The 18,153-nt window shown below is 68.9% G+C and carries 19 protein-coding genes; 15 read left to right on the plus strand and 4 right to left on the minus strand.

Going from position 1 to position 18,153, the window contains the following annotated elements:
- Window positions 1-4: 4 nt before the first annotated feature.
- From ACFVIV_RS34335 to ACFVIV_RS34350, 4 genes are all read left to right on the plus strand, one after another.
- Window positions 5-616, plus strand: a complete 612-nt coding sequence (locus ACFVIV_RS34335) for a heme-copper oxidase subunit III (RefSeq protein WP_067547297.1) — start codon at window positions 5-7, stop codon at window positions 614-616.
- A gap of 80 nt (window positions 617-696) precedes the next feature.
- Entirely contained in the window at window positions 697-1,557 is an 861-nt protein-coding gene (locus ACFVIV_RS34340) for a c-type cytochrome (RefSeq protein ID WP_379203688.1), read from the plus strand.
- Window positions 1,554-2,708: a ubiquinol-cytochrome c reductase iron-sulfur subunit gene (locus ACFVIV_RS34345; protein WP_379203691.1), complete on the plus strand. Its 1,155-nt coding sequence runs from the start codon at window positions 1,554-1,556 to the stop codon at window positions 2,706-2,708. The genes ACFVIV_RS34340 and ACFVIV_RS34345 overlap by 4 nt, the downstream gene beginning before the upstream one ends.
- Complete coding sequence (locus ACFVIV_RS34350; protein WP_379203694.1) at window positions 2,705-4,324, plus strand: cytochrome bc complex cytochrome b subunit; 1,620 nt, start codon at window positions 2,705-2,707, stop codon at window positions 4,322-4,324. Before ACFVIV_RS34345 ends, ACFVIV_RS34350 begins: the two co-directional genes overlap by 4 nt.
- Window positions 4,325-4,600: 276 nt before the next feature.
- On the opposite strand, the gene ACFVIV_RS34355 is transcribed toward ACFVIV_RS34350, so the two are convergent.
- Window positions 4,601-6,334: a DEDD exonuclease domain-containing protein gene (locus ACFVIV_RS34355; protein ID WP_379203695.1), complete on the minus strand. Its 1,734-nt coding sequence runs from the start codon at window positions 6,332-6,334 to the stop codon at window positions 4,601-4,603.
- A 644-nt stretch (window positions 6,335-6,978) separates the two neighbouring features.
- Between ACFVIV_RS34355 and ACFVIV_RS34360 the strand changes: the two genes are divergently transcribed.
- The 11 genes from ACFVIV_RS34360 to ACFVIV_RS34410 all read left to right on the plus strand — a co-directional run bounded on the left by ACFVIV_RS34360 (window position 6,979) and on the right by ACFVIV_RS34410 (window position 16,776).
- A complete protein-coding gene (locus ACFVIV_RS34360; RefSeq protein ID WP_379203697.1) occupies window positions 6,979-7,602 on the plus strand; it encodes a C40 family peptidase in 624 nt (207 codons plus the stop codon).
- A 145-nt stretch (window positions 7,603-7,747) separates the two neighbouring features.
- Window positions 7,748-8,809, plus strand: coding sequence for an NlpC/P60 family protein (locus ACFVIV_RS34365; protein WP_379203699.1), 1,062 nt, complete (start codon window positions 7,748-7,750; stop codon window positions 8,807-8,809).
- Window positions 8,810-9,091: 282 nt separating this feature from the next.
- Window positions 9,092-10,102, plus strand: coding sequence for a hypothetical protein (locus ACFVIV_RS34370; RefSeq protein ID WP_379203701.1), 1,011 nt, complete (start codon window positions 9,092-9,094; stop codon window positions 10,100-10,102).
- 38 nt (window positions 10,103-10,140) lie between these two features.
- Window positions 10,141-10,365, plus strand: coding sequence for a hypothetical protein (locus ACFVIV_RS34375; RefSeq protein WP_379203703.1), 225 nt, complete (start codon window positions 10,141-10,143; stop codon window positions 10,363-10,365).
- 24 nt (window positions 10,366-10,389) lie between these two features.
- On the plus strand, window positions 10,390-11,547 hold the full coding sequence (locus ACFVIV_RS34380) for a glycosyltransferase family 4 protein (RefSeq protein ID WP_379203705.1): 1,158 nt from the start codon (window positions 10,390-10,392) through the stop codon (window positions 11,545-11,547).
- Window positions 11,548-11,562: 15 nt separating this feature from the next.
- Window positions 11,563-11,949 (plus strand): polyketide cyclase / dehydrase and lipid transport, encoded by a 387-nt coding sequence (locus tag ACFVIV_RS34385; protein WP_379203707.1) that lies wholly within the window; start codon window positions 11,563-11,565, stop codon window positions 11,947-11,949.
- A gap of 59 nt (window positions 11,950-12,008) precedes the next feature.
- Window positions 12,009-12,446, plus strand: a complete 438-nt coding sequence (locus ACFVIV_RS34390; protein WP_379203709.1) for an SRPBCC family protein — start codon at window positions 12,009-12,011, stop codon at window positions 12,444-12,446.
- A 41-nt stretch (window positions 12,447-12,487) separates the two neighbouring features.
- A complete protein-coding gene (locus ACFVIV_RS34395) occupies window positions 12,488-14,011 on the plus strand; it encodes an ArsA family ATPase (protein ID WP_379203711.1) in 1,524 nt (507 codons plus the stop codon).
- Window positions 14,008-14,934 (plus strand): hypothetical protein, encoded by a 927-nt coding sequence (locus ACFVIV_RS34400; protein WP_379203713.1) that lies wholly within the window; start codon window positions 14,008-14,010, stop codon window positions 14,932-14,934. Before ACFVIV_RS34395 ends, ACFVIV_RS34400 begins: the two co-directional genes overlap by 4 nt.
- The gene (locus ACFVIV_RS34405) at window positions 14,931-15,935 is read left to right on the plus strand and encodes an ROK family glucokinase (protein WP_379203715.1); all 1,005 of its coding nucleotides are present in this window, start codon (window positions 14,931-14,933) and stop codon (window positions 15,933-15,935) included. Before ACFVIV_RS34400 ends, ACFVIV_RS34405 begins: the two co-directional genes overlap by 4 nt.
- A gap of 115 nt (window positions 15,936-16,050) precedes the next feature.
- On the plus strand, window positions 16,051-16,776 hold the full coding sequence (locus ACFVIV_RS34410; protein ID WP_379203717.1) for a lysophospholipid acyltransferase family protein: 726 nt from the start codon (window positions 16,051-16,053) through the stop codon (window positions 16,774-16,776).
- On the opposite strand, the gene ACFVIV_RS34415 is transcribed toward ACFVIV_RS34410, so the two are convergent.
- From ACFVIV_RS34415 to ACFVIV_RS34425, 3 genes are all read right to left on the minus strand, one after another.
- A complete protein-coding gene (locus ACFVIV_RS34415) occupies window positions 16,773-17,138 on the minus strand; it encodes a DUF5655 domain-containing protein (protein WP_379203719.1) in 366 nt (121 codons plus the stop codon). The two genes, ACFVIV_RS34410 and ACFVIV_RS34415, sit on opposite strands and share 4 nt — an antisense overlap.
- 9 nt (window positions 17,139-17,147) lie before the next feature.
- Complete coding sequence (locus tag ACFVIV_RS34420; protein WP_379203721.1) at window positions 17,148-17,645, minus strand: polyadenylate-specific 3'-exoribonuclease AS; 498 nt, start codon at window positions 17,643-17,645, stop codon at window positions 17,148-17,150.
- 125 nt (window positions 17,646-17,770) lie between these two features.
- The gene (locus ACFVIV_RS34425; RefSeq protein WP_379203723.1) at window positions 17,771-18,139 is read right to left on the minus strand and encodes an Rv2175c family DNA-binding protein; all 369 of its coding nucleotides are present in this window, start codon (window positions 18,137-18,139) and stop codon (window positions 17,771-17,773) included.
- Between the last annotated feature and the right edge of the window lie 14 nt (window positions 18,140-18,153).

Consider the following 18,153-nt stretch of genomic DNA (forward strand, 5'->3'; position numbering starts at 1 on the left):
CGGCGTGACGACCGCAGTAGGGACCCCAGGATCGGCCATTACTCAGCGTGTGCACTCGCTGAACCGGCCCAACATGGTCAGCGTCGGTACCATCATCTGGCTGTCGAGCGAGCTGATGTTCTTCGCCGGCCTGTTCGCCATGTACTTCGTCGCTCGCGCGCAGGCCCATGGCAACTGGCCGCCGGAGCCGACCGAGCTGAACATGAAGCTCGCCGTACCGGTGACCGCCGTGCTGGTCGCATCCTCCTTCACCTGCCAGATGGGCGTCTTCGCCGCGGAGAAGGGTGATGTCTTCGGCCTGCGCCGCTGGTACTTCATCACGCTGCTCATGGGCGCGTTCTTCGTCGGCGGTCAGGGCTACGAGTACTACAACCTCGTGCACGAGGGCACCTCGATCTCCAGCAGCGTCTACGGCTCGGTCTTCTACATCACGACCGGCTTCCACGGCCTGCACGTCATCGGCGGTCTCATCGCCTTCGTGTTCCTGCTGATCCGCACCACGCTCAGCAAGTTCACCCCCGCGCAGGCCACCGCGGCGATCGTCGTCTCCTACTACTGGCACTTCGTCGACATCGTCTGGATCGGGCTCTTCGCCACGATCTACTTCGTCCGCTAGCCCGGACCGCCGCGGCCCAGCCCGCCGCCGGCACCCAAACTCTTGTACAAGTCGGTTCCGTCTACTCCAAAGGGACACAGATGAGTTCATCTCCCCCGTCAGTGCCAGATCCCGAAGGGATCGGCAAGGCCACCAAGACGCGCAAGCAGCGCCGCCTGCGTCGGCGTTTCGCCGGGGCAATGGTTCTCCTGATGGGCCTCGTCGGAGCCGGCTTCGCGGCCGCCGCCCTGACCCCGCAGGCGCAGGTCGCCACGGCGAACCAGGACGAGTCCGCGCTGATCCGCGAGGGCAAGCAGATCTACGACACCTCCTGCGTCACCTGCCACGGCGCCAACCTGCAGGGCGTCGCGGATCGCGGCCCCAGCCTGATCGGCGTCGGTGAGGCCGCGGTCTACTTCCAGGTGTCGTCGGGTCGCATGCCGGCCGTCCGCAACGAAGCGCAGATCATGCGCAAGCCCCCGAAGTTCGACGCCCACCAGACCGATGCCCTCGGCGCCTACATCCAGTCCCAGGGCGGCGGTCCGACCGTGGTGCGCGACGCGAACGGCGAGATCGCCGAGCAGTCCCTCATCGAGGGCGCCGATCTGGGCCGCGGCGGCGAGCTGTTCCGCATGAACTGCGCCTCCTGCCACAACTTCACCGGCAAGGGCGGCGCGCTGTCCTCCGGTAAGTTCGCCCCGCCGCTGGAGCCGGCGAGCGAGCAGCAGATCTACCTGGCCATGCTCACCGGCCCGCAGAACATGCCGAAGTTCTCCGACCGGCAGCTGACGCCGGAGGAGAAGAAGGACATCGTCGCCTACATCAAGGACCGGATGGAGACCAAGTCCGAGGGCGGCTGGGGCCTGGGCGGCTTCGGTCCCGCCACCGAGGGCCTCGCGGTCTGGCTGGTCGGCATCGTGGCACTGGTCGGTTCGGCCATGTGGATCGGTTCCCGGTCATGAGCGAACAGGAGCTTAAGAAGATGGGGGACAGCCCCAACCCGGACAACCTCACCGAGGAGCAGCTCGACGCCATGTCGCGCGACGAGCTCGTCAAGCTCGGTACCGAGCTCGACGGCGTGGACGTCGCCTACCGCGCGCCGCGCTGGCCGATTCCGGGCACCCGGGCCGAGAAGCGGGCCGAGCGTCAGGTGGCGATGTGGTTCGGCATCTCCGCGCTCGCGGCCGCCGCGCTCATCGGCGTGTTCCTGTTCTGGCCCTGGGAGTACAAGGGCCGCGGCGAGGACGGCAACGCCGCCTACACGCTGACCACCCCGCTGTACGGCCTCACCCTGGGCATCTCGGTGCTGGCCATCGGCATCGCCGTGGTGCTGATCCGCAAGAAGTTCATCCCGGCCGAGATCTCCATCCAGGACCGCCACGACGGCAAGTCCTCCGAGACCAACCGCCGCACCCTGGTCGCCGAGCTGACCGACGCGCTGGACACCTCCACGCTCGGCCGCCGCAAGCTGATCACCCGCACCGCGGGCCTGGGCGCCGGCCTGCTCGGCGTCGGCGCGCTGTTCGTGTTCGTCGGCGGCATGGTCAAGAACCCGTGGGCCAAGGGCGACAAGTCGCCGCTGTGGGTCTCCGGCTGGACCCCGGACTACCCGGGCCAGACCATCTACCTGCGCCGCGACACCGGCCGCCCCGAGGACATCGTCCTGGTGCGCCCGGAGGATCTCGACGCCGGCGCGATGGAAACCGTCTTCCCCTGGAAGGAAGAGTGGCGCGGCGACGAGCACGCGACCTTCCAGTCGCTGCGCGGTATCCGCAACGCGGTCATGCTGATCCGCCTGCGGACCGAGGATGCCGAGAAGGCCATCAAGCGCAAGGGCCAGGAGAGCTTCAACTACGGCGACTACTTCGCCTACTCGAAGATCTGCACCCACCTGGGCTGCCCCACCTCGCTGTTCGAGCAGCAGACCAACCGGATCCTCTGCCCCTGCCACCAGTCGCAGTTCCTGGCGACCGAATGGGGTAAGCCGGTCTTCGGTCCCGCCGCTCGCGCGCTGCCGCAGCTGCCGATCACCGTCAACGCCGAGGGCTACCTGGTCGCCGTACACGACTTCATCGAGCCCCTCGGCCCGGCCTTCTGGGAGCGTCGTTCATGAGCCCTAGCAAAGCGGCCGCACAGGCCAACGAGATCGACGAGCGGTACCACGCCGCGGCGTTCCTGAAGCGATCGATCAACAAGGTCTTCCCGACCCACTGGTCGTTCCTGCTCGGTGAGATCGCGCTGTACTGCTTCATCATCCTGCTGCTGTCGGGTGTGTACCTGACGCTGTACTTCGACCCCTCCATGTCGGAGACCGTCTACCAGGGCGCCTACCAGCCCCTGCGCGGCGTGACCATGTCGAAGGCGTACGAGACCGCGCTGAACATCTCCTTCGAGGTGCGCGGCGGCCTGTTCGTGCGCCAGGTGCACCACTGGGCGGCGCTGCTGTTCGCGGCGTCGATCATCATTCACCTGTTCCGCATCTTCTTCACCGGCGCGTTCCGCAAGCCGCGTGAGGCGAACTGGGTGATCGGCTCGCTGCTGCTCATCCTGGCCATGTTCGAGGGCTTCTTCGGTTACTCGCTGCCGGACGACCTGCTCTCCGGTACCGGTCTGCGCGCGGCCTTCTCGGGCATCACCATCGGTGTTCCGGTGGTGGGCACCTGGATTCACTGGCTCATGTTCGGCGGTGACTTCCCGGGCACGATCATCATCCCGCGCCTGTACATCGCGCACGTGCTGCTCTTCCCGGGCATCATGCTGGCGCTCATCGCGGCGCACGTGGCGATCGTCTGGTACCAGAAGCACACCCAGTTCCCCGGTCCGGGCCGCAAGGAAACCAATGTGGTGGGCGCGCGCATCGTGCCGGTGTTCGCCGCCGACCAGGGTGCGTTCTTCGCCTTCACCCTCGGCGTCATTGCCATGATGGGCGGCGTGCTGCAGATCAACCCGATCTGGAACCTGGGTCCCTACAACCCGTCTCAGGTCTCCGCGGGCTCGCAGCCGGACTTCTACATGATGTGGACCGACGGCATGGCGCGACTCATGCCGCCGTGGGAGCTCTACCTGGGCCGCTACACGGTTCCGGCCGTGTTCTGGGTGGCGCTCATCATGGGCCTGGTCTTCACGGTCCTGATCGCCTACCCGTGGATCGAGAAGAAGCTCACCGGCGACACCGCGCGTCACAACCTGCTGCAGCGTCCGCGCGACGTGCCGGTCCGGACGGCCATCGGCGCCATGTCGATCGCCTTCTACCTGGTGCTGACCCTGGCCTGTGTCAACGACATCATCGCGCTGAAGTTCTCGATCTCGCTGAACGCGACGACCTGGTTCTTCCGCATCGCGCTGCTGGTCGCCCCGCCGCTGGCGTACTTCGTGGCCTACCGCTTCTGCATCGGCCTGCAGCGGTCCGACCGCGCGGTGCTCGAGCACGGCGTCGAGACCGGTGTCATCAAGCGCCTGCCGCACGGTGAGTACATCGAGGTGCACCAGCCCCTCGGCCCGGTCGACTCGCACGGCCACCCGATCCCGCTGGAGTACCAGGGCGCCCCGGTGCCCAAGAAGATGTCCAAGCTGGGCTCGGCCGGCAAGCCCGGCTCCGGCTCCTTCCTCCGGGCCGACCCGCCCACCGAGGTCGAGCAGAACGCCGAACTCGCCCACCAGGAAGAGCACGACATGCTCGCCGCCCTGGAAGCCGCCCAGGACAGCGGAGCAGGCAAGCACGGCCACTGAGCTCGCGCGAACGTCACAAGGGAAGGCCCCGAGTCGAATTCGACTCGGGGCCTTCCCCGTTCCAGCGAAACGGCATCGGGGCCGTTGCCACATCCTGCTGGTGGTGGAAGTGACCTCGGAATGGTCCGGCCGCCGGTACTGCGCACACCGTACATCGGCGTGTGCTGCTGCTCGATGAGCCCGTCGAAGCGACCATCCCTTTCGACATCCTGGAACAGGAACAGCCGAAGCCGTCAGCGCCGCTGCGTGCGCGCACGCGCGGTCTCGTACTGCCGGCTATCGGAGGTGTGATTCCGCCGCTGCGGCGGCTTCGGCGCGCTCCAGCCAGGCCAGCCAGGAACCCGCTCCCGATCGTGGTTCGTGGTAGCCGTCGGTGGTGCGGACGATCCGGGTGCCCGGTTGTTCGAGCCAGCGGACGAGGAGGCCGGCCTCTTCGGGGAGGGCGCCGCGCAGCGGGGGATAGGGGGATTCGTCGTTCGGGGTGGGGGTGGTGAGGCGGGGTGGGATGACGGTTTCGGCGGAGGCGGCGAGGCGGTCTACGACGGCCATGGGGGAGATGCCTCGGGGGGCGGTGCCGGCGGCGGCGAGGCGGGCGTGGCGGATAACCGCGAACTGCCAGCCACCGGAGCCGTCGGGGTGGGCGGCTATCAGTTCGGGGATGCGGGCGAGGGCGGTGAGGCGTTGGGTGCGGCGGAGGGCGCGGACGACGGTGATGGTGCGGTCGCGGAGGCGGGCGGCGGCTTCGAAATGTTCTGCGGTGGAGTGGGATTCGATTCGAACCACCATGGTGTGCAGGATCGCGTCGGAGCTTCCGGAGAACAAGGCGCGGACCGCTGCGGGGGCCGGTGCGTATTCCTTTATATATAGGGGGCTGTTTTGGGCGGCTGCGGGGCAACCGCCGACTATGGCGGGCTGGCAATCGTGGTGGCCGGTTCTGGGGATACGGGTGGTGCAGGTGCGGAGGCCGGAGTGGTCGGCGATGGTGGCGGCGATCTCCTGGGCGTCGGTGCGAGAGGTGAAGGGGCCCAGGCAATCGCGGGTGGGGGTGCGGGAGACGGCGAAGCGGGGGAAGGGCTCGTCGGTGAGGGTGAGCCACCAGGCGCGCTGGGGGAATTTGGAGCGGCGGTTGTAGGGCGGGGTGTGCGCGAGGAGGAGGCGGAGTTCGCGGACGCCGGCCTCGAGGGCATGGGAGCACTCGACGTGATCGACCCGGGTTGCCAGCTGGACCATTTCGCGCATGCGCGGGCGGGTGTCGGAACCGGTGAAGTAGGTGCGGACGCGGCGGCGGAGGTTGACCGCGGTGCCGATGTAGAGGACCTCGTCGGAGGGACCGCGGAAGAGGTAGACGCCGGGGGTGGACGGGAGGTCCGCGGCCATGACGCGTTTGGCGCGCTGGCGGCGGGTGACCTCGGGGAGGTAGTCCATGAGCTCGGTGAGACTGTGCACGCCCTGATTGCCCACGCGGGCGATGAGGGCGTGCAGGACATCCACGGTGGCGCGGGCATCGTCGAGGGCGCGGTGGGTGGGGCGGGTTTCCGCGCCGAGGAGTTCGGCCAGGAAGGACAGCCGTGCCGAGGGGGCCTCGTCCTTGCCGAGGACGCGGCGGGCCAGCTGTACGGTGCACAGCACCTGGAAGGCGGGCCAGGGCAGCTCGCAGCGGGTCGCGGCGGCGCGCAGGAAGCCCGTATCGAAGCGGGCATTGTGCGCGACCAGGACACAGCCCGAGGCGAACTCCAGGAATCCGGGCAGCACCTGCTCGATGCGCGGGGCGTCGTAGACCATGGCGGTGGTGATGCCGGTGATCTGGACGATCTGCGGGGGGATCGACCGGCCGGGATTGATCAGGGTGGCGAACTCGCCGAGCACCTCGCCGCCGCGCACCTTGACCGCGCCGATCTCGGTGATGGCGTCGCCGTCGGGGCTCGTACCAGTGGTTTCGAGGTCGACGACCACGAACGTCGTGTCATAGAGCGGTGTTTCGAGTTCGTCGAAGGCCAGCTGTCCGGACACGGGCAGCAAGCGTAGGCCGGGGGTACGACACTCAGGCTGGGATCAGGTGCCCGTGCTAGGGGTCTGGACGCTCTACCTGCGCAGATGGCCCGAAATGCCCCGAATCGGCTGCGTGCCAATACAATTCCGAACCGGCGAAATGTCTGAATTTCCCATCGAGCTTCTCGAGATGAAATCCCCGAATTGCGCAAATATGCGACTTTGTGACCAGCGTCACACTAATTCATTTCGCGCATGAATTTCCGGGGACGTGCCGGTTGGTCCGCGGCGGCTTGGCGAGGATGCTGCGTCGCTATCACGCGGTCGGGCGCGTCGCGCATCGGCGTGGCGTCCGCCCAGGTCACAGCGTCGGGCTCTGACCTGCAATTATGCTGTATCCCTCCTGCAAGGAGGGGCCTTTCGGGCCGGTTCACTACTCGTGGGTAGCGGCTCGGAAGCTCCCCGAAAAACGATCACAGTTATCGTTTCGTGATTGCTGTGACTTTTATCGCACCGAAATGGTGACTGCTAACAATTTCGAGCCGCCGAACGTTGGTCGCGGCTTTACAAGGCACCGTTATGTGCTCGTAATCTTCCTGAGACCTCGCGGAGTCCGACCCACCAAACCGGTGCGGCGTCGCGGGGCAGATTGGAAGTTCCTCACCATGAGCAACACCGTCAAGCGACAGGTCCGGGGCATGCAGCGCGGTGCGCAGCGGGCCGTCGCGGCCGGAGCCGTCGGCGCTGCCACGCTGAGCGCGCTGCTGCTGCCCGCCGCACCCGCATCGGCGCAGCCGGTGACCATCCCCGGCGTCGGCACCTTCGAGGTGCCGGACCAGATCCAGCTCCCCGCCGGCATTCCCGGTGTCCCGGAATCGCTTCCGGTGCAGATCCCGGCCATCCCGGGCGTCGAGACCCCGGGCGCCCCCGCGCCGGCCCCGCAGGTCGACGTCCACCAGCAGGCCGTCGACGCCGCCATGAGCCGCATCGGCTCGCCGTACGTCTACGGCGCCACCGGCCCCAACGCCTTCGACTGCTCCGGCCTCATGCAGTGGTCCTACGCCCAGGCGGGCGTGAGCATTCCGCGCACCAGCTACGAGCAGCTCAGCTCCGGCACCCCGGTGTCGATGGATCAGCTGCAGCCGGGCGACATCGTGTCGTTCTACGGCGGCGGCCACTCGGGCATGTACGTCGGCAACGGCGAGGTCGTGCACGCGTCCACCTCCGGTCAGCCGGTCCAGGTCGCGTCCATCTCCTCGATGCCGTTCGCGGGCGCCGTGCGCGTCTGATACGACATCCGCAGGTCGCTGACCTGCGATCGAAGCGGCGGCCGTAATGATTCCGTGTCCTACTGGACATCAGCGGTCGCCGTTTCGTAATCTGTTCGAGACCTTCCTTTCCAGCTCGGGGCAAGAGAACGGGACACAGCCGACGGTGGCAGCGCATCAGGTGTATCGCACGAAACGACTGGTGGGTGGGGCACTCGCGGTAGGGGCCATCATGATCGGCTCCTACGGCATCGGACCCGCGACCGCCGACCCGGTCGCCGCACCGGCGACAGCCGGGGAAGCGGTGCAGCGACTCATGGACCTGTCGCGGGCCTCCGAACAGCTCAACCAGCAGGCGCTCAACGCACAGATCGATCTGGACAACAAGATCGCCGCCGCGCAGGCCGCGCACCAGGTGGCCGTGGACGCCGCCGGCGTGCTCACCGCCGCCCGCGCCGAGATCGATCGCTTCCGCCCGGCCATCGACCGCGCCGCCACCTCCGCCCTGCTCTCCGGCCGCACCAACCGGCTCACCTCGCTGCTGGTCAGCAGCTCGCCGCAGCAGCTGCTGGATCAGATGTCCATTGTGGATCTGGTCGGCGCGCGCACGAATGATCAACTGAGCCAGTACAAACAGGCCAGTGATGCGGCCGCCGCCGCCGAATCCACCGCCCGCACCGCCGCCGATGCGGCCCAGGCCGCCAGCGCGGCCGCCGACGCACTGCGCACCGACCTCGAACACAAGCGGTCCGAACTGCAGGGCTCCATTGCCGGCGTGGTCGCCGCCTGGGGCCAGCTGTCGGCCGGCGACAAGGCCGCGCTGGCCGGATCGGCCTTCCCGCCCGGCTTCGACAGCGAGACCCTGCTGCGCGGCCTCGTCCCCGGCAGCGGCACCAGCGCCCTGGCCGCCGGACTCACCCGCATCGGCGACCCGTATGTGTGGGGCGCGACCGGCCCCGACCAGTTCGACTGCTCCGGCCTCGTGCAGTGGGCGTTCAAACAGGTCGGCAAGAGCGTGCCGCGCACCAGCCAGCAGCAGTCGAATTTCGGCACCCCGGTCGCCGAAAAGGACCTGCAGCCCGGCGATGTCGTCTTCTTCTACCCCGAGGTGTCGCACGTGGGCATCTACGCCGGCAACGGGTTGATGCTGCATGCCTCGACCTTCGGCGTCCCCGTCCAGGTCGCGCCGATGGGGACCACCCCGTTCCACTCGGCGCGACGGTATTGATCCGGCCGTATGGGTGGCCCGAACGGTAGGAGGCAGGTGTGAGCGCCACGCTCGCCTCGCCGATTGGTTTCGGCTACACCGCGAGCCACCCCGCGACGGTGGCCGCGGCGCGCACGACGCGCGGCGCTCCGCGGCTGAGCGCCGTGCGGACGGTTCCGGTGCGAAGGAGGCGGTCGTGAACGCGGACCATGCGGGGGCGGGACGTCGCGGGGGTGGGCGGTGCGAGCGCGTAGGGTTCGCACTCGTGCCGAACCAAGCCCCGATACGCACGGCGAGCCCGCGATGAGCGCGCTGCGGCAGGTGCGCGGCTGGCTGGCGGCGAAGCGCCGATTCCAGTTCTGCCTCACCGTCGTCATGGTGGCCGCGCTGACCGCCGCCTGCGGCGCGCTGCTCATGGTGCCCAATTCGGTGCTGCCGAAGATTCGGGCGGTGGTGCCGGGTAGCGACACCAGCGCCCTGAATGCCTCGGATCCGCAGGTCGCCAAGCTGCACCAACTCATGGACTCCTACGGCAAGGTGGTCGCCGAACCGGTGGCGACCGGCGCCGGAAAGGTCGGCATCGTCCTCGGACACCCGGCCCGCCAGAACGATATCGACATCCTTTCGAGCGAACTCGCCTCCGCGACACTGGCGGTCAGCTCCCTGTGGGGGACCGACTGGTCGCAGGCCCCCGTCGTGGTGGTCGCCTCCGGCCCCGCCGAATTCGCCGCCCTCACCAACTCCACCGATCTGGTCCCGGCCGAGGTCGCCGCCTCCACGGTGTCCGACGCCTTCCACCCGGGCACTCGGCCGACCGGCCAGCGCGTCGTCTTCGGCCCGGAAGCGGGTCGCCGCCTCGGCGCGGAGGGGTTGAAATCGGTGCTCCGCCACGAACTCACCCACATTGCCGCCCGCGCGGTCACCGTCGACGGCTCGCCGCAATGGATGCTCGAGGGCTTCGCCGAGTACTCCGCCCACCGCGGCGCCCACCGCCCGATCGCCGACATCGCCCCCGCCCTGACCACCCGGGCCCGCTCCGGCAACCTTCCCGCAGACCTCCCCGCCGACGCGCTCTTCGAACCCGCCAGCGGCGAAGCGGCCGCCGCCTACGAACAGGCGTGGTCGGCCTGCGCCTTCATTGCCGACCGCTTCGGCGAACCGAAACTGGTCACCCTCTACCGGCAGCTGGCCACCGGCCCGAAGGACCAGCCCGCCACCGAAACCCTGCTCCGGCAGACCCTCGGCACCGATTACCGGACATTCCTCACCGACTGGCGGTCCTGGATCACCTCCCGCACCACCGAGGGCGCCTGACCGAACCATCCGCCGCAGCCGGGTGCGAGCCATAGTGTGTGAACAGGCAGAGGAAGGCGTCGATATCCGGATCGCCGGAGCAGGCGCGCGACCTCGAGCGATCATTGCGGCGCGTGTGCACGCTCGGATTCGTGGATCCGGCGCCGACCCGGCCGCTGCTGCGCCGTCAGCTGCGGGCCGCCGTCGACGGCATGCTGATCGATGCCCGCCTGCTCGGCCGCGACGGCGGCCGACTGCCGGATGTGCCCGTGCCGTTCCCGTGAGCCGGGGTGCAGTAGGTTTGGGGCATGGGGCGAACTCTGCTGGTTACCAATGATTTCCCGCCGCGACCGGGAGGTATCCAGTCCTATCTGCATGCGCTGGCCATGCAGATGCCGGCCGATGAGCTGGTGGTCTACGCGCCGCGGTGGCGGGGAGATTCGCACTGGAAGTTCGATGCCGAGCAGCCGTTTCAGGTGGTGCGGCATCCGACCACGTTGATGCTGCCCACACCGCTGGTGGTGCGGCGGGCGGCGAAGCTGTTGCGGGACGAGCAGTGTGATCGGGTGTGGTTCGGGGCGGCGGCGCCACTGGCCCTGATGTCGCCGCTGCTGCGCAAGGCGGGGGCGGAGCGGATCGTGGCCTCGACCCACGGGCACGAGGTGGGGTGGTCGATGCTGCCGGGGGCGCGGCAGGCATTGCGGGTGATCGGGGACAACACCGATGTGGTCACCTATGTCAGCAAGTACACGCGGCGGCGGTTCTCGGCGGCGTTCGGGGCGCAGGCCGCGCTCGAATACCTGCCGCCCGCCGTGGATTCCGAGGTGTTCAAGCCGGATCCGGCGGCGCGCGCCGAGCTGCGCGAACGGTACGGGCTGGGGGATCGGCCCACAATTCTGTGCCTGTCGCGGCTGGTGCCGCGCAAGGGACAGGACATGCTGATCATGGCCATGCCGGAGATTCGCAAACGCGTCGACGGCGCGGTGCTGGTGATCGCGGGCGGCGGGCCGTACGAGCAGAAGCTGCACCAGCTCGCCGAGGCCTTGGGCGTCACCGACGATGTCGTCTTCACCGGGCGCGTGCCGTCCCAGGAACTGGCCGCACACCACACCCTCGCCGATGTGTTCGCCATGCCCTGCCGTACCCGCGGTTTCGGCTTGGACGTCGAGGGTCTCGGCATCGTCTACCTGGAGGCCTCCGCCTCCGGTGTGCCGGTGGTAGCGGGCAATTCGGGCGGCGCGCCCGAGACGGTCAAGGAAGGCGAGACCGGCCGGGTCGTCAACGGCCGCTCGGTCGAAGACATCACCGACGCCATCGTCGAGATTCTCGCCGACCGCGATGCCGCCGCTCGCATGGGCGAAGCCGGCCGCGCCTGGGTGCAGCAGCAGTGGCGCTGGGACCGGATGGGCGCGCGCCTGCGGGAACTACTGGATACGAACGTGCGATCGAGTCGTGACGCACTCTGAGCTAGGCTCAGCCGCGTGAGCAGTATCCAGATCGCCGACCAGACCTTCGTCGCCGCGCCCGGCTCGGCCGTCGGCGAATTGCTGGCAGATCGTGCCCGCTGGAAGTCCTGGTGGCCGGATCTGCAACTCAGCGTGCGGGAGGACCGGGCCGACAAGGGAATTCGCTGGACCGTCAGCGGACCCGTGAACGGCACCATGGAGGTGTGGCTGGAGCCCATGCTGGACGGGGTCATCCTGCACTACTTCATGCACGCCGAACCGCAGGGCCTGGAACGCATGTCGGTGCGCGACCTGATGGCCGCCAACCGGGCCCGCCGCGTCGCCGGCAAGAAGATGTCCTTCGAGGTGAAGGCCCGTCTGGAGGCCGGCCGCAAGGCCGGCGTCGCACCCGCCGCGCGATAGCCGGACGCCGCCGCTCGCGGCCGCAACCCCCGCGCCTAGGAAAGGAAGCGTTGGCACCCATGGCCGATCGCACTCAACGGTCGATCGTGATCGACGCCCCCTCGGATCGAGTGATGGCCGTCATCGCCGACCTGGAGTCGTATCCGGAATGGGTCGCCGCGGCCCGCTCGGTCGAAGTCGTCGACAAATATCCCGACGGCCGCGCCCGCACCGCGCGATTCGTGCTCGACGCCGGAGTGGTGAAGGACACCTACACGCTCTCCTACACCTGGCGTCCCGACGGCAAGGCCGTCAGCTGGACCCTGGTCAGCGGTGATCTGCAGAAGGCGCAGGACGGCACCTACGAGCTCATCGCGCTGCCCGACGGCGCCACCCAGGTGGTCTACGAGTTGACGGTGGACCTGAACATCCCCATGATCGGCATGTTCAAACGCAAGGCCGAGAAGGTCATCACCGATACGGCCCTCAAGGAACTCAAGAAACGGGTCGAAGGCTGACCACGAGCACGACCGGTCGCCCGGCGCGGCCGACCACCCGCGTGGAATTGTTCGTCGGCAAGGGCGGGGTGGGCAAGACGACGCTGGCCTGCGCCACGGCGCTGGCCTACGCGCGCTCCGGGCAGAAGGTGCTGCTCGCCTCCCTGGATCAGGCCCATTCCCTCGGTGACGCACTGGGATTCCGCTTCCGCCACCAGCCCGGCGCCGCCCCCGCCGTGGCGAAGGTGCAGCCCTTCCTCGATGTGATCGAGGTGGATTCCCTTGCACTGCTGGAGAACCGCTTCCGCCAGCTGGCGATCATGCTCTCCGGCTCCGGCCACGAGCACGGATTCGACCTGGGCGCACTGGATCCCGCCGAACTGACCGGCCTGCCCGGCGTACAGGAAATCCTGGCGCTGCTGGAGATCACCGACTTCGCCGACGGCGGCCAGTGGGACGTCATCGTCCTGGACTGCCCGCCCTCGGCCGATATGCTCCGCATCATCACCGCCCCCGACACCGTCCTGGGCTACCTGGACCGCGTCTGGCCCGAACACTCCCGCGCCCTCACCGCCGGCGGCCTCGACTTCCGCCGCGCCGTCCTCGCGGTCACCGTCCAGGAGATCGTCGCCGCCATCGCCAAGGCCCGCGACCTCATAGCCGACCACACCCGCACCGGCGCCCGCCTGGTCACCGCCCCCGAACACGTCGCCATCGCCGAATCGGCCCGCGTCCGCTCCGCCGCCGCCCTCCTCGGCCTGCGCCTGGACGCGGTGCTGGTCAACAAGGTCCTGCCGGAGATGCCCGGACCCAATGATTCCGGAGCGCCACACGGCACCCGGACGCCCGACCCGGCCGCACCGCACGGCATCGCCGAAGAACCGCGAGGACACGGCCCGTTCGGGCCTCCGGTGGGTCCGGAAACCCCGGCAGCCGCGACCGCCGCACCGCGCACTGCGCAGGCGTCGTACGGGCCGCGCGATGTCCGGCACCCTCCGGCGTCGAATCCCACTGTCGCGCTCTTCGGTTCGGACGCGCCGGACCCCTTCGCGCCATCGACCGCCGCGGTGGCGCCGCCGCATCCCGCGGTGCAGTGGTACTTCAACCGGCGGGGCGAGCAGTTGGCCGTGGTGGCGGAGTTGCGCAAGCGGATGAGTGATATGCCGGTGCGGGTCGTCGGCCATACCGGCGCCGAGCCGGTGGGGCTCGGGGCGCTGGAGACGCTGAGTTATGCGGTCGACGCGAGTGGTGACTGGGTGGGACAGCGACCTGTACCTATGCTTGGCTCAGATGCGGACGGTGTGCTGTCCACTCCTGGAACGGGTATTGCGGAGCCGGTGGTGCGGCTCGAATCCGGGACGGGCGTGCAATCGGTGTTCGCCATGCGCATGCATCTACCCGTGGTCGATCCGTCGACCCTGCAGCTGGGACGAGTGGAGGACGATTTGATCGTGGGAGCGGACGGGGTCCGGCGACGGCTGCGGCTGGCGCCGGTATTGCGGCGGTGCACGGTCGAGGCCGCCGAACTCGACGGCGACCAGCTGGTGATCCGATTCCGGCCCGATCCGAAGGTATGGCCGAAATGACCACCTCCCACGACCGGCCGCGCGCCGGGCATCCGGACGAGAACCTCAAGGAGCTCGCCGAGGAGCTGCGGCTGCTCGCCGAGGCCGTCCTCGAACGCGTCGAACCGGTGCTGCGCCGCACCGCCGCCGACGGCCGCGTGAACTGGGACAGCTGCAGCTGGTGCCCGGTCTGCGCCGCCGCCGCGGTGGTGCGCGGGGAGCACCACGATGTGGTCGCCGCCATCGCCGACCACGGCACGGCCATTGTCACGGTGCTGCGCGAGGCCCTCGCCGGCGTCCCCGTCGAACCGGTCGTGCCACCGGATCTCGATCCCGAATCGCCGGAATACCATGCCTGGCAACACTATTCGACGCACCTCGGGGACGAGCCCGGAATGCGCGAAGCCGCCTTCGGCGATGATCCGGCAGGGCACGGCGGCGGATCCGGCGATGCGCGAACCGGCGACGAATCGGACTCGCGCGGTGCGGATTCCGGCGAATCCGCGTCCGGTGGAGCGCCGGGTTCCCGCCGTGGCGCGGGCCTCGGCGGCGGCGCGGGAGCAGGCGGTGCCGGCTTGTTCGCCCGATTCGTCGCGGGCATGCGGGGCGAGTCGCACGCGCATGAGGACGCGCCGGGCCGGGGCGGCGTACCGGGTTCGGTCGATACTCCGGGTGGCGAGTCGGCCGCCGGCGGTGCTTCGGGCTCGGGCGGCCCCACGGCTACCGGCGGCGGTGTGGCCGACGGCATTTCGCCCGGCACATCGGCGTCCGGCGACACGTCGCCTCCGGGCGGGGTGCGCGACGACGGCGAGGCCGATCCGCTCGGGCGCGGTCCGGGCACGGCGCGGCGGCCCGGCGGTCCGCCGCCCGGACGCGGCGGGCGATCCGGCGGACAGGGGGCGCGGTCCGGGTACGTTCCCATCACCGTGACGATCAAGGCATGAGGGGCGGTGGACAGGTGCCGCTGACCGTGGGAATCGATGTGGGCGGCACCAATATTCGTGCGTCCGTGGTCGACGGCTCGGGCGAGGTGCTCGATACCGTGACCGCGCCGACGCCGCAGTCGGCGCGCGCCCTCGAGGACTGCCTGGCGCGCACGGTGCGGGAGCTGTGCGGGCGGCACGCCATCGGCGCGGTGGGGCTGGCGGTGGCCGGATTCGTGGACGAGGATCGCGCCACCGTGCGGTTCGCCCCGCATCTGCCGTGGGAGGACGCGCCGGTGGCGCAGCGGCTCACCGATCGGCTCGGGCTGCCGGTGATCCTTGAGCACGACGCCAATGCCGCCATGTGGGCCGAATACCGGTTCGGCGCCGCGGCCGGCGGGCGCAATGTGGTGCTGGTGGCCATCGGCACCGGTATCGGGGCGGCTTTACTGGCCAATGGGCAGCTGTATCGCGGCAGCTTCGGCGTCGCACCGGAACTCGGGCATCTGCAGGTGGTCCCGCAGGGTCGGCCGTGCGCCTGCGGGAAGCGCGGCTGCTGGGAAAGGTATTGCAGCGGAACCGCTCTGGTGGACACCGCGCTGGAGATGCTGGCCACCGACCCGCAGCGGTCGACGGTGCTGGCGCGCGAGGCCGGTCGCGATCCGGGTTCGCTCACCGGGCGGCGGGTCGCGGGCGCGGCGCAGGACGGCGATCTGGTGGCTCTCGATGTGATGGCAGATTTCGCGCGCTGGCTCGGGCTCGGGCTGGCCTTCGTCAGCGATATCTTCGATCCGGACCTGATCGTCGTCGCGGGCGGCGTGAGCACTTCGGCCCCACTGTTTCTCGATGACGCGCGCGAGCATTACGCGGCGTCGATCACCGGTGCGCGGCATCGGCGGCTGGCTCGCATCCGCACCGCGCAGCTCGGTGAGGCGGCGGGCATGATCGGCGCGGCCGAACTCGCGCGCGCCGCACTGGCGGCCCAGCACGACGCGATCCCGGTCGCACCGGCGCGCCGGTGACATTCCACACCCCCGGCGGTTGGTTCCTGCAACGTCACAGCGGTAGAGTCGGCACCTGAGTGTGGTGCCCGCAACGAGGCCGGTCCCGGGTATCGAAAACAGGGGAAAGGACGCGATGTTCTACTGGCTGCTGAAGTTCGTCTTGGTGGGACCGTTCATCCACATCTACAACCGGCCCAAATTCGAGGGTGTGGAGAACATCCCGGCCGATGGCGCAGCCATTCTGGCGGGTAACCATCTGTCGTTCACCGACTGGCTGTTCACCCCCCTGGCGAGCCCCCGGCGCATCACCTATCTGGCCAAGGCCGAGTACTTCACGACTCCGGGCCTGAAGGGCCGCCTGCAGAAGTTCTTCTTCGCCGGCACCGGCCAGTACCCGATCGACCGCTCCGGCGCCGACGCCGCCGAGGACGCCCTCAATACCGCCCGCAAGCTCCTCGAAGAGGGACGCCTGGTGGGCCTGTACCCCGAGGGCACCCGTTCCCCGGACGGCCGCCTCTACAAAGGCAAGACCGGTGTGGCACGCCTCGCCCTGGAGACCGGCGTCCCGGTGATCCCGGTGGCCCTGATCGGCACCGACGAGGTGTGCCCGCCCGGCCCGTTCCGCTGGCGCCGCAAGAAGGTCACCGTCAAGTTCGGTGAGCCCATCGACTTCTCCCGCTACGAGGGCATGGGCGGCAACCGCTTCGTGGAGCGCGCCGTCACCGACGAGATCATGTACGAGCTCATGACCATGTCGGGTCAGGAGTACGTCGACGTCTACGCCGCCAGCCTCAAGAAGGGCGTGCCCTCGGGTAGCCGCCCCGACGCGGACCGCATGCCGCAGACCATGGCCGGCTAGCTGCCGTACCGGTGGGCCGCACCGATGAGTGCGGCCAGCCGCGGATCCCGCGCCTCGTCCAAGGTGTGCACCACGACCAGATGGTTCCACCGCGACTTGCCGATCGGCGTCACCCGATAGACCGGCGGTCCCTCGTGCGGTTCCCCCAGCGCGAGCATGATCTGCACGGTCCCTTGGGGATTCGCGCCGGTGATGTTGTACAGCCAGATCCAGGCGAACTTGCGCCGCGCGCCGAAGGAAATCTGCGCGCCGACGCTCATCGCGCAGTCACCCTGCTCCTCGATCAGCGCGCGCAGCACCGAGAAGATCTCGTAGGAGCGAGGTTTCCCGGCGAAGTACTCCCGCACCCCGTCGTCGGCCATGGCCCGAGCTTAAGACGCCTGCCGCCGCCGATGCGCTTCGATCGCCTCGAATTTGGCGAGATTGTGCCGGGCGTCGGCCAGCGCGTCGTGCGCGTCCTTCGGCACCGGCGGCAAGGGCGGGCACCCGTGCTGCGCCCAGTGCTGGCGCAGCTCATTGGTGTAGCGGGGGAGCGCGGTGGGCAGATCGACCATGGAACCCCACAGCTGGCACAGCGCCACATGGTCGTAGGCGCCGACCCAGGCCCACAGTTCGGGTTCCACTCCGGGGCGGGGAACCAGGAACTTGTATAGGTCGTCGCGAATGCGTTCGCGGCTGCGCCACAGCGGGGAGGACGGCGGCGGCAGTTTGGGGAGCACGTTGCGGCGGACGAACGGGCCCGCTTTCTCCGGGTCGAATTCAGTGGAGACCGCATAGTATTCACGGCCGTCCTCGCATACGACTGCAATGGAGACCAGGTCGATGACAACCCCGTCCTCAATGAATTCGCAATCGTAAAAATACCTCAAGCGAGGGCTTCCTTTCGGTTGGGCTGAATGAGGTTATTCCCATGCAGCCCCACGGCCGGCGAGTCGAGGACACGGTCGAATGGGCACCCGATGCGACAGCACCGGGTGCCGAGAGTTTCCACGATTCAGAACGGATCGGCGGCTGCGCGGCGGATGACCTCGCGGGCGAGGGGGCCGTGCAGGGCGTCGATGGGGCGGCCGGGGAGGCTGTCGTCCTCGGTGTAGATCCACTCGAGGATTTCCTCGTCGGTGTACTTCGAGTCGCGCATGACCGTGATCAGCCCGGTGAGGTGCTTGGCGACCGCACCGGTGGAGTCGAAGAATTCCTTGGGAATTCCGGCGATGCCGTCGCGGCGGACCGCGATGAGCTGATGCTCGCGCAGCATCTGGTGTACACGGGTGACCACCATGCCCAGCTGCTCGGCTACATCGGGCAGCGGGATCAGGGTCACCGAATCCGGCAGGACGTCATCGCTGCATGGGAAGGCACTCACCCGGATAACGGTAG

Source organism: Nocardia sp. NPDC127526 (assembly GCF_042672265.1).
Classification (GTDB): domain Bacteria; phylum Actinomycetota; class Actinomycetes; order Mycobacteriales; family Mycobacteriaceae; genus Nocardia.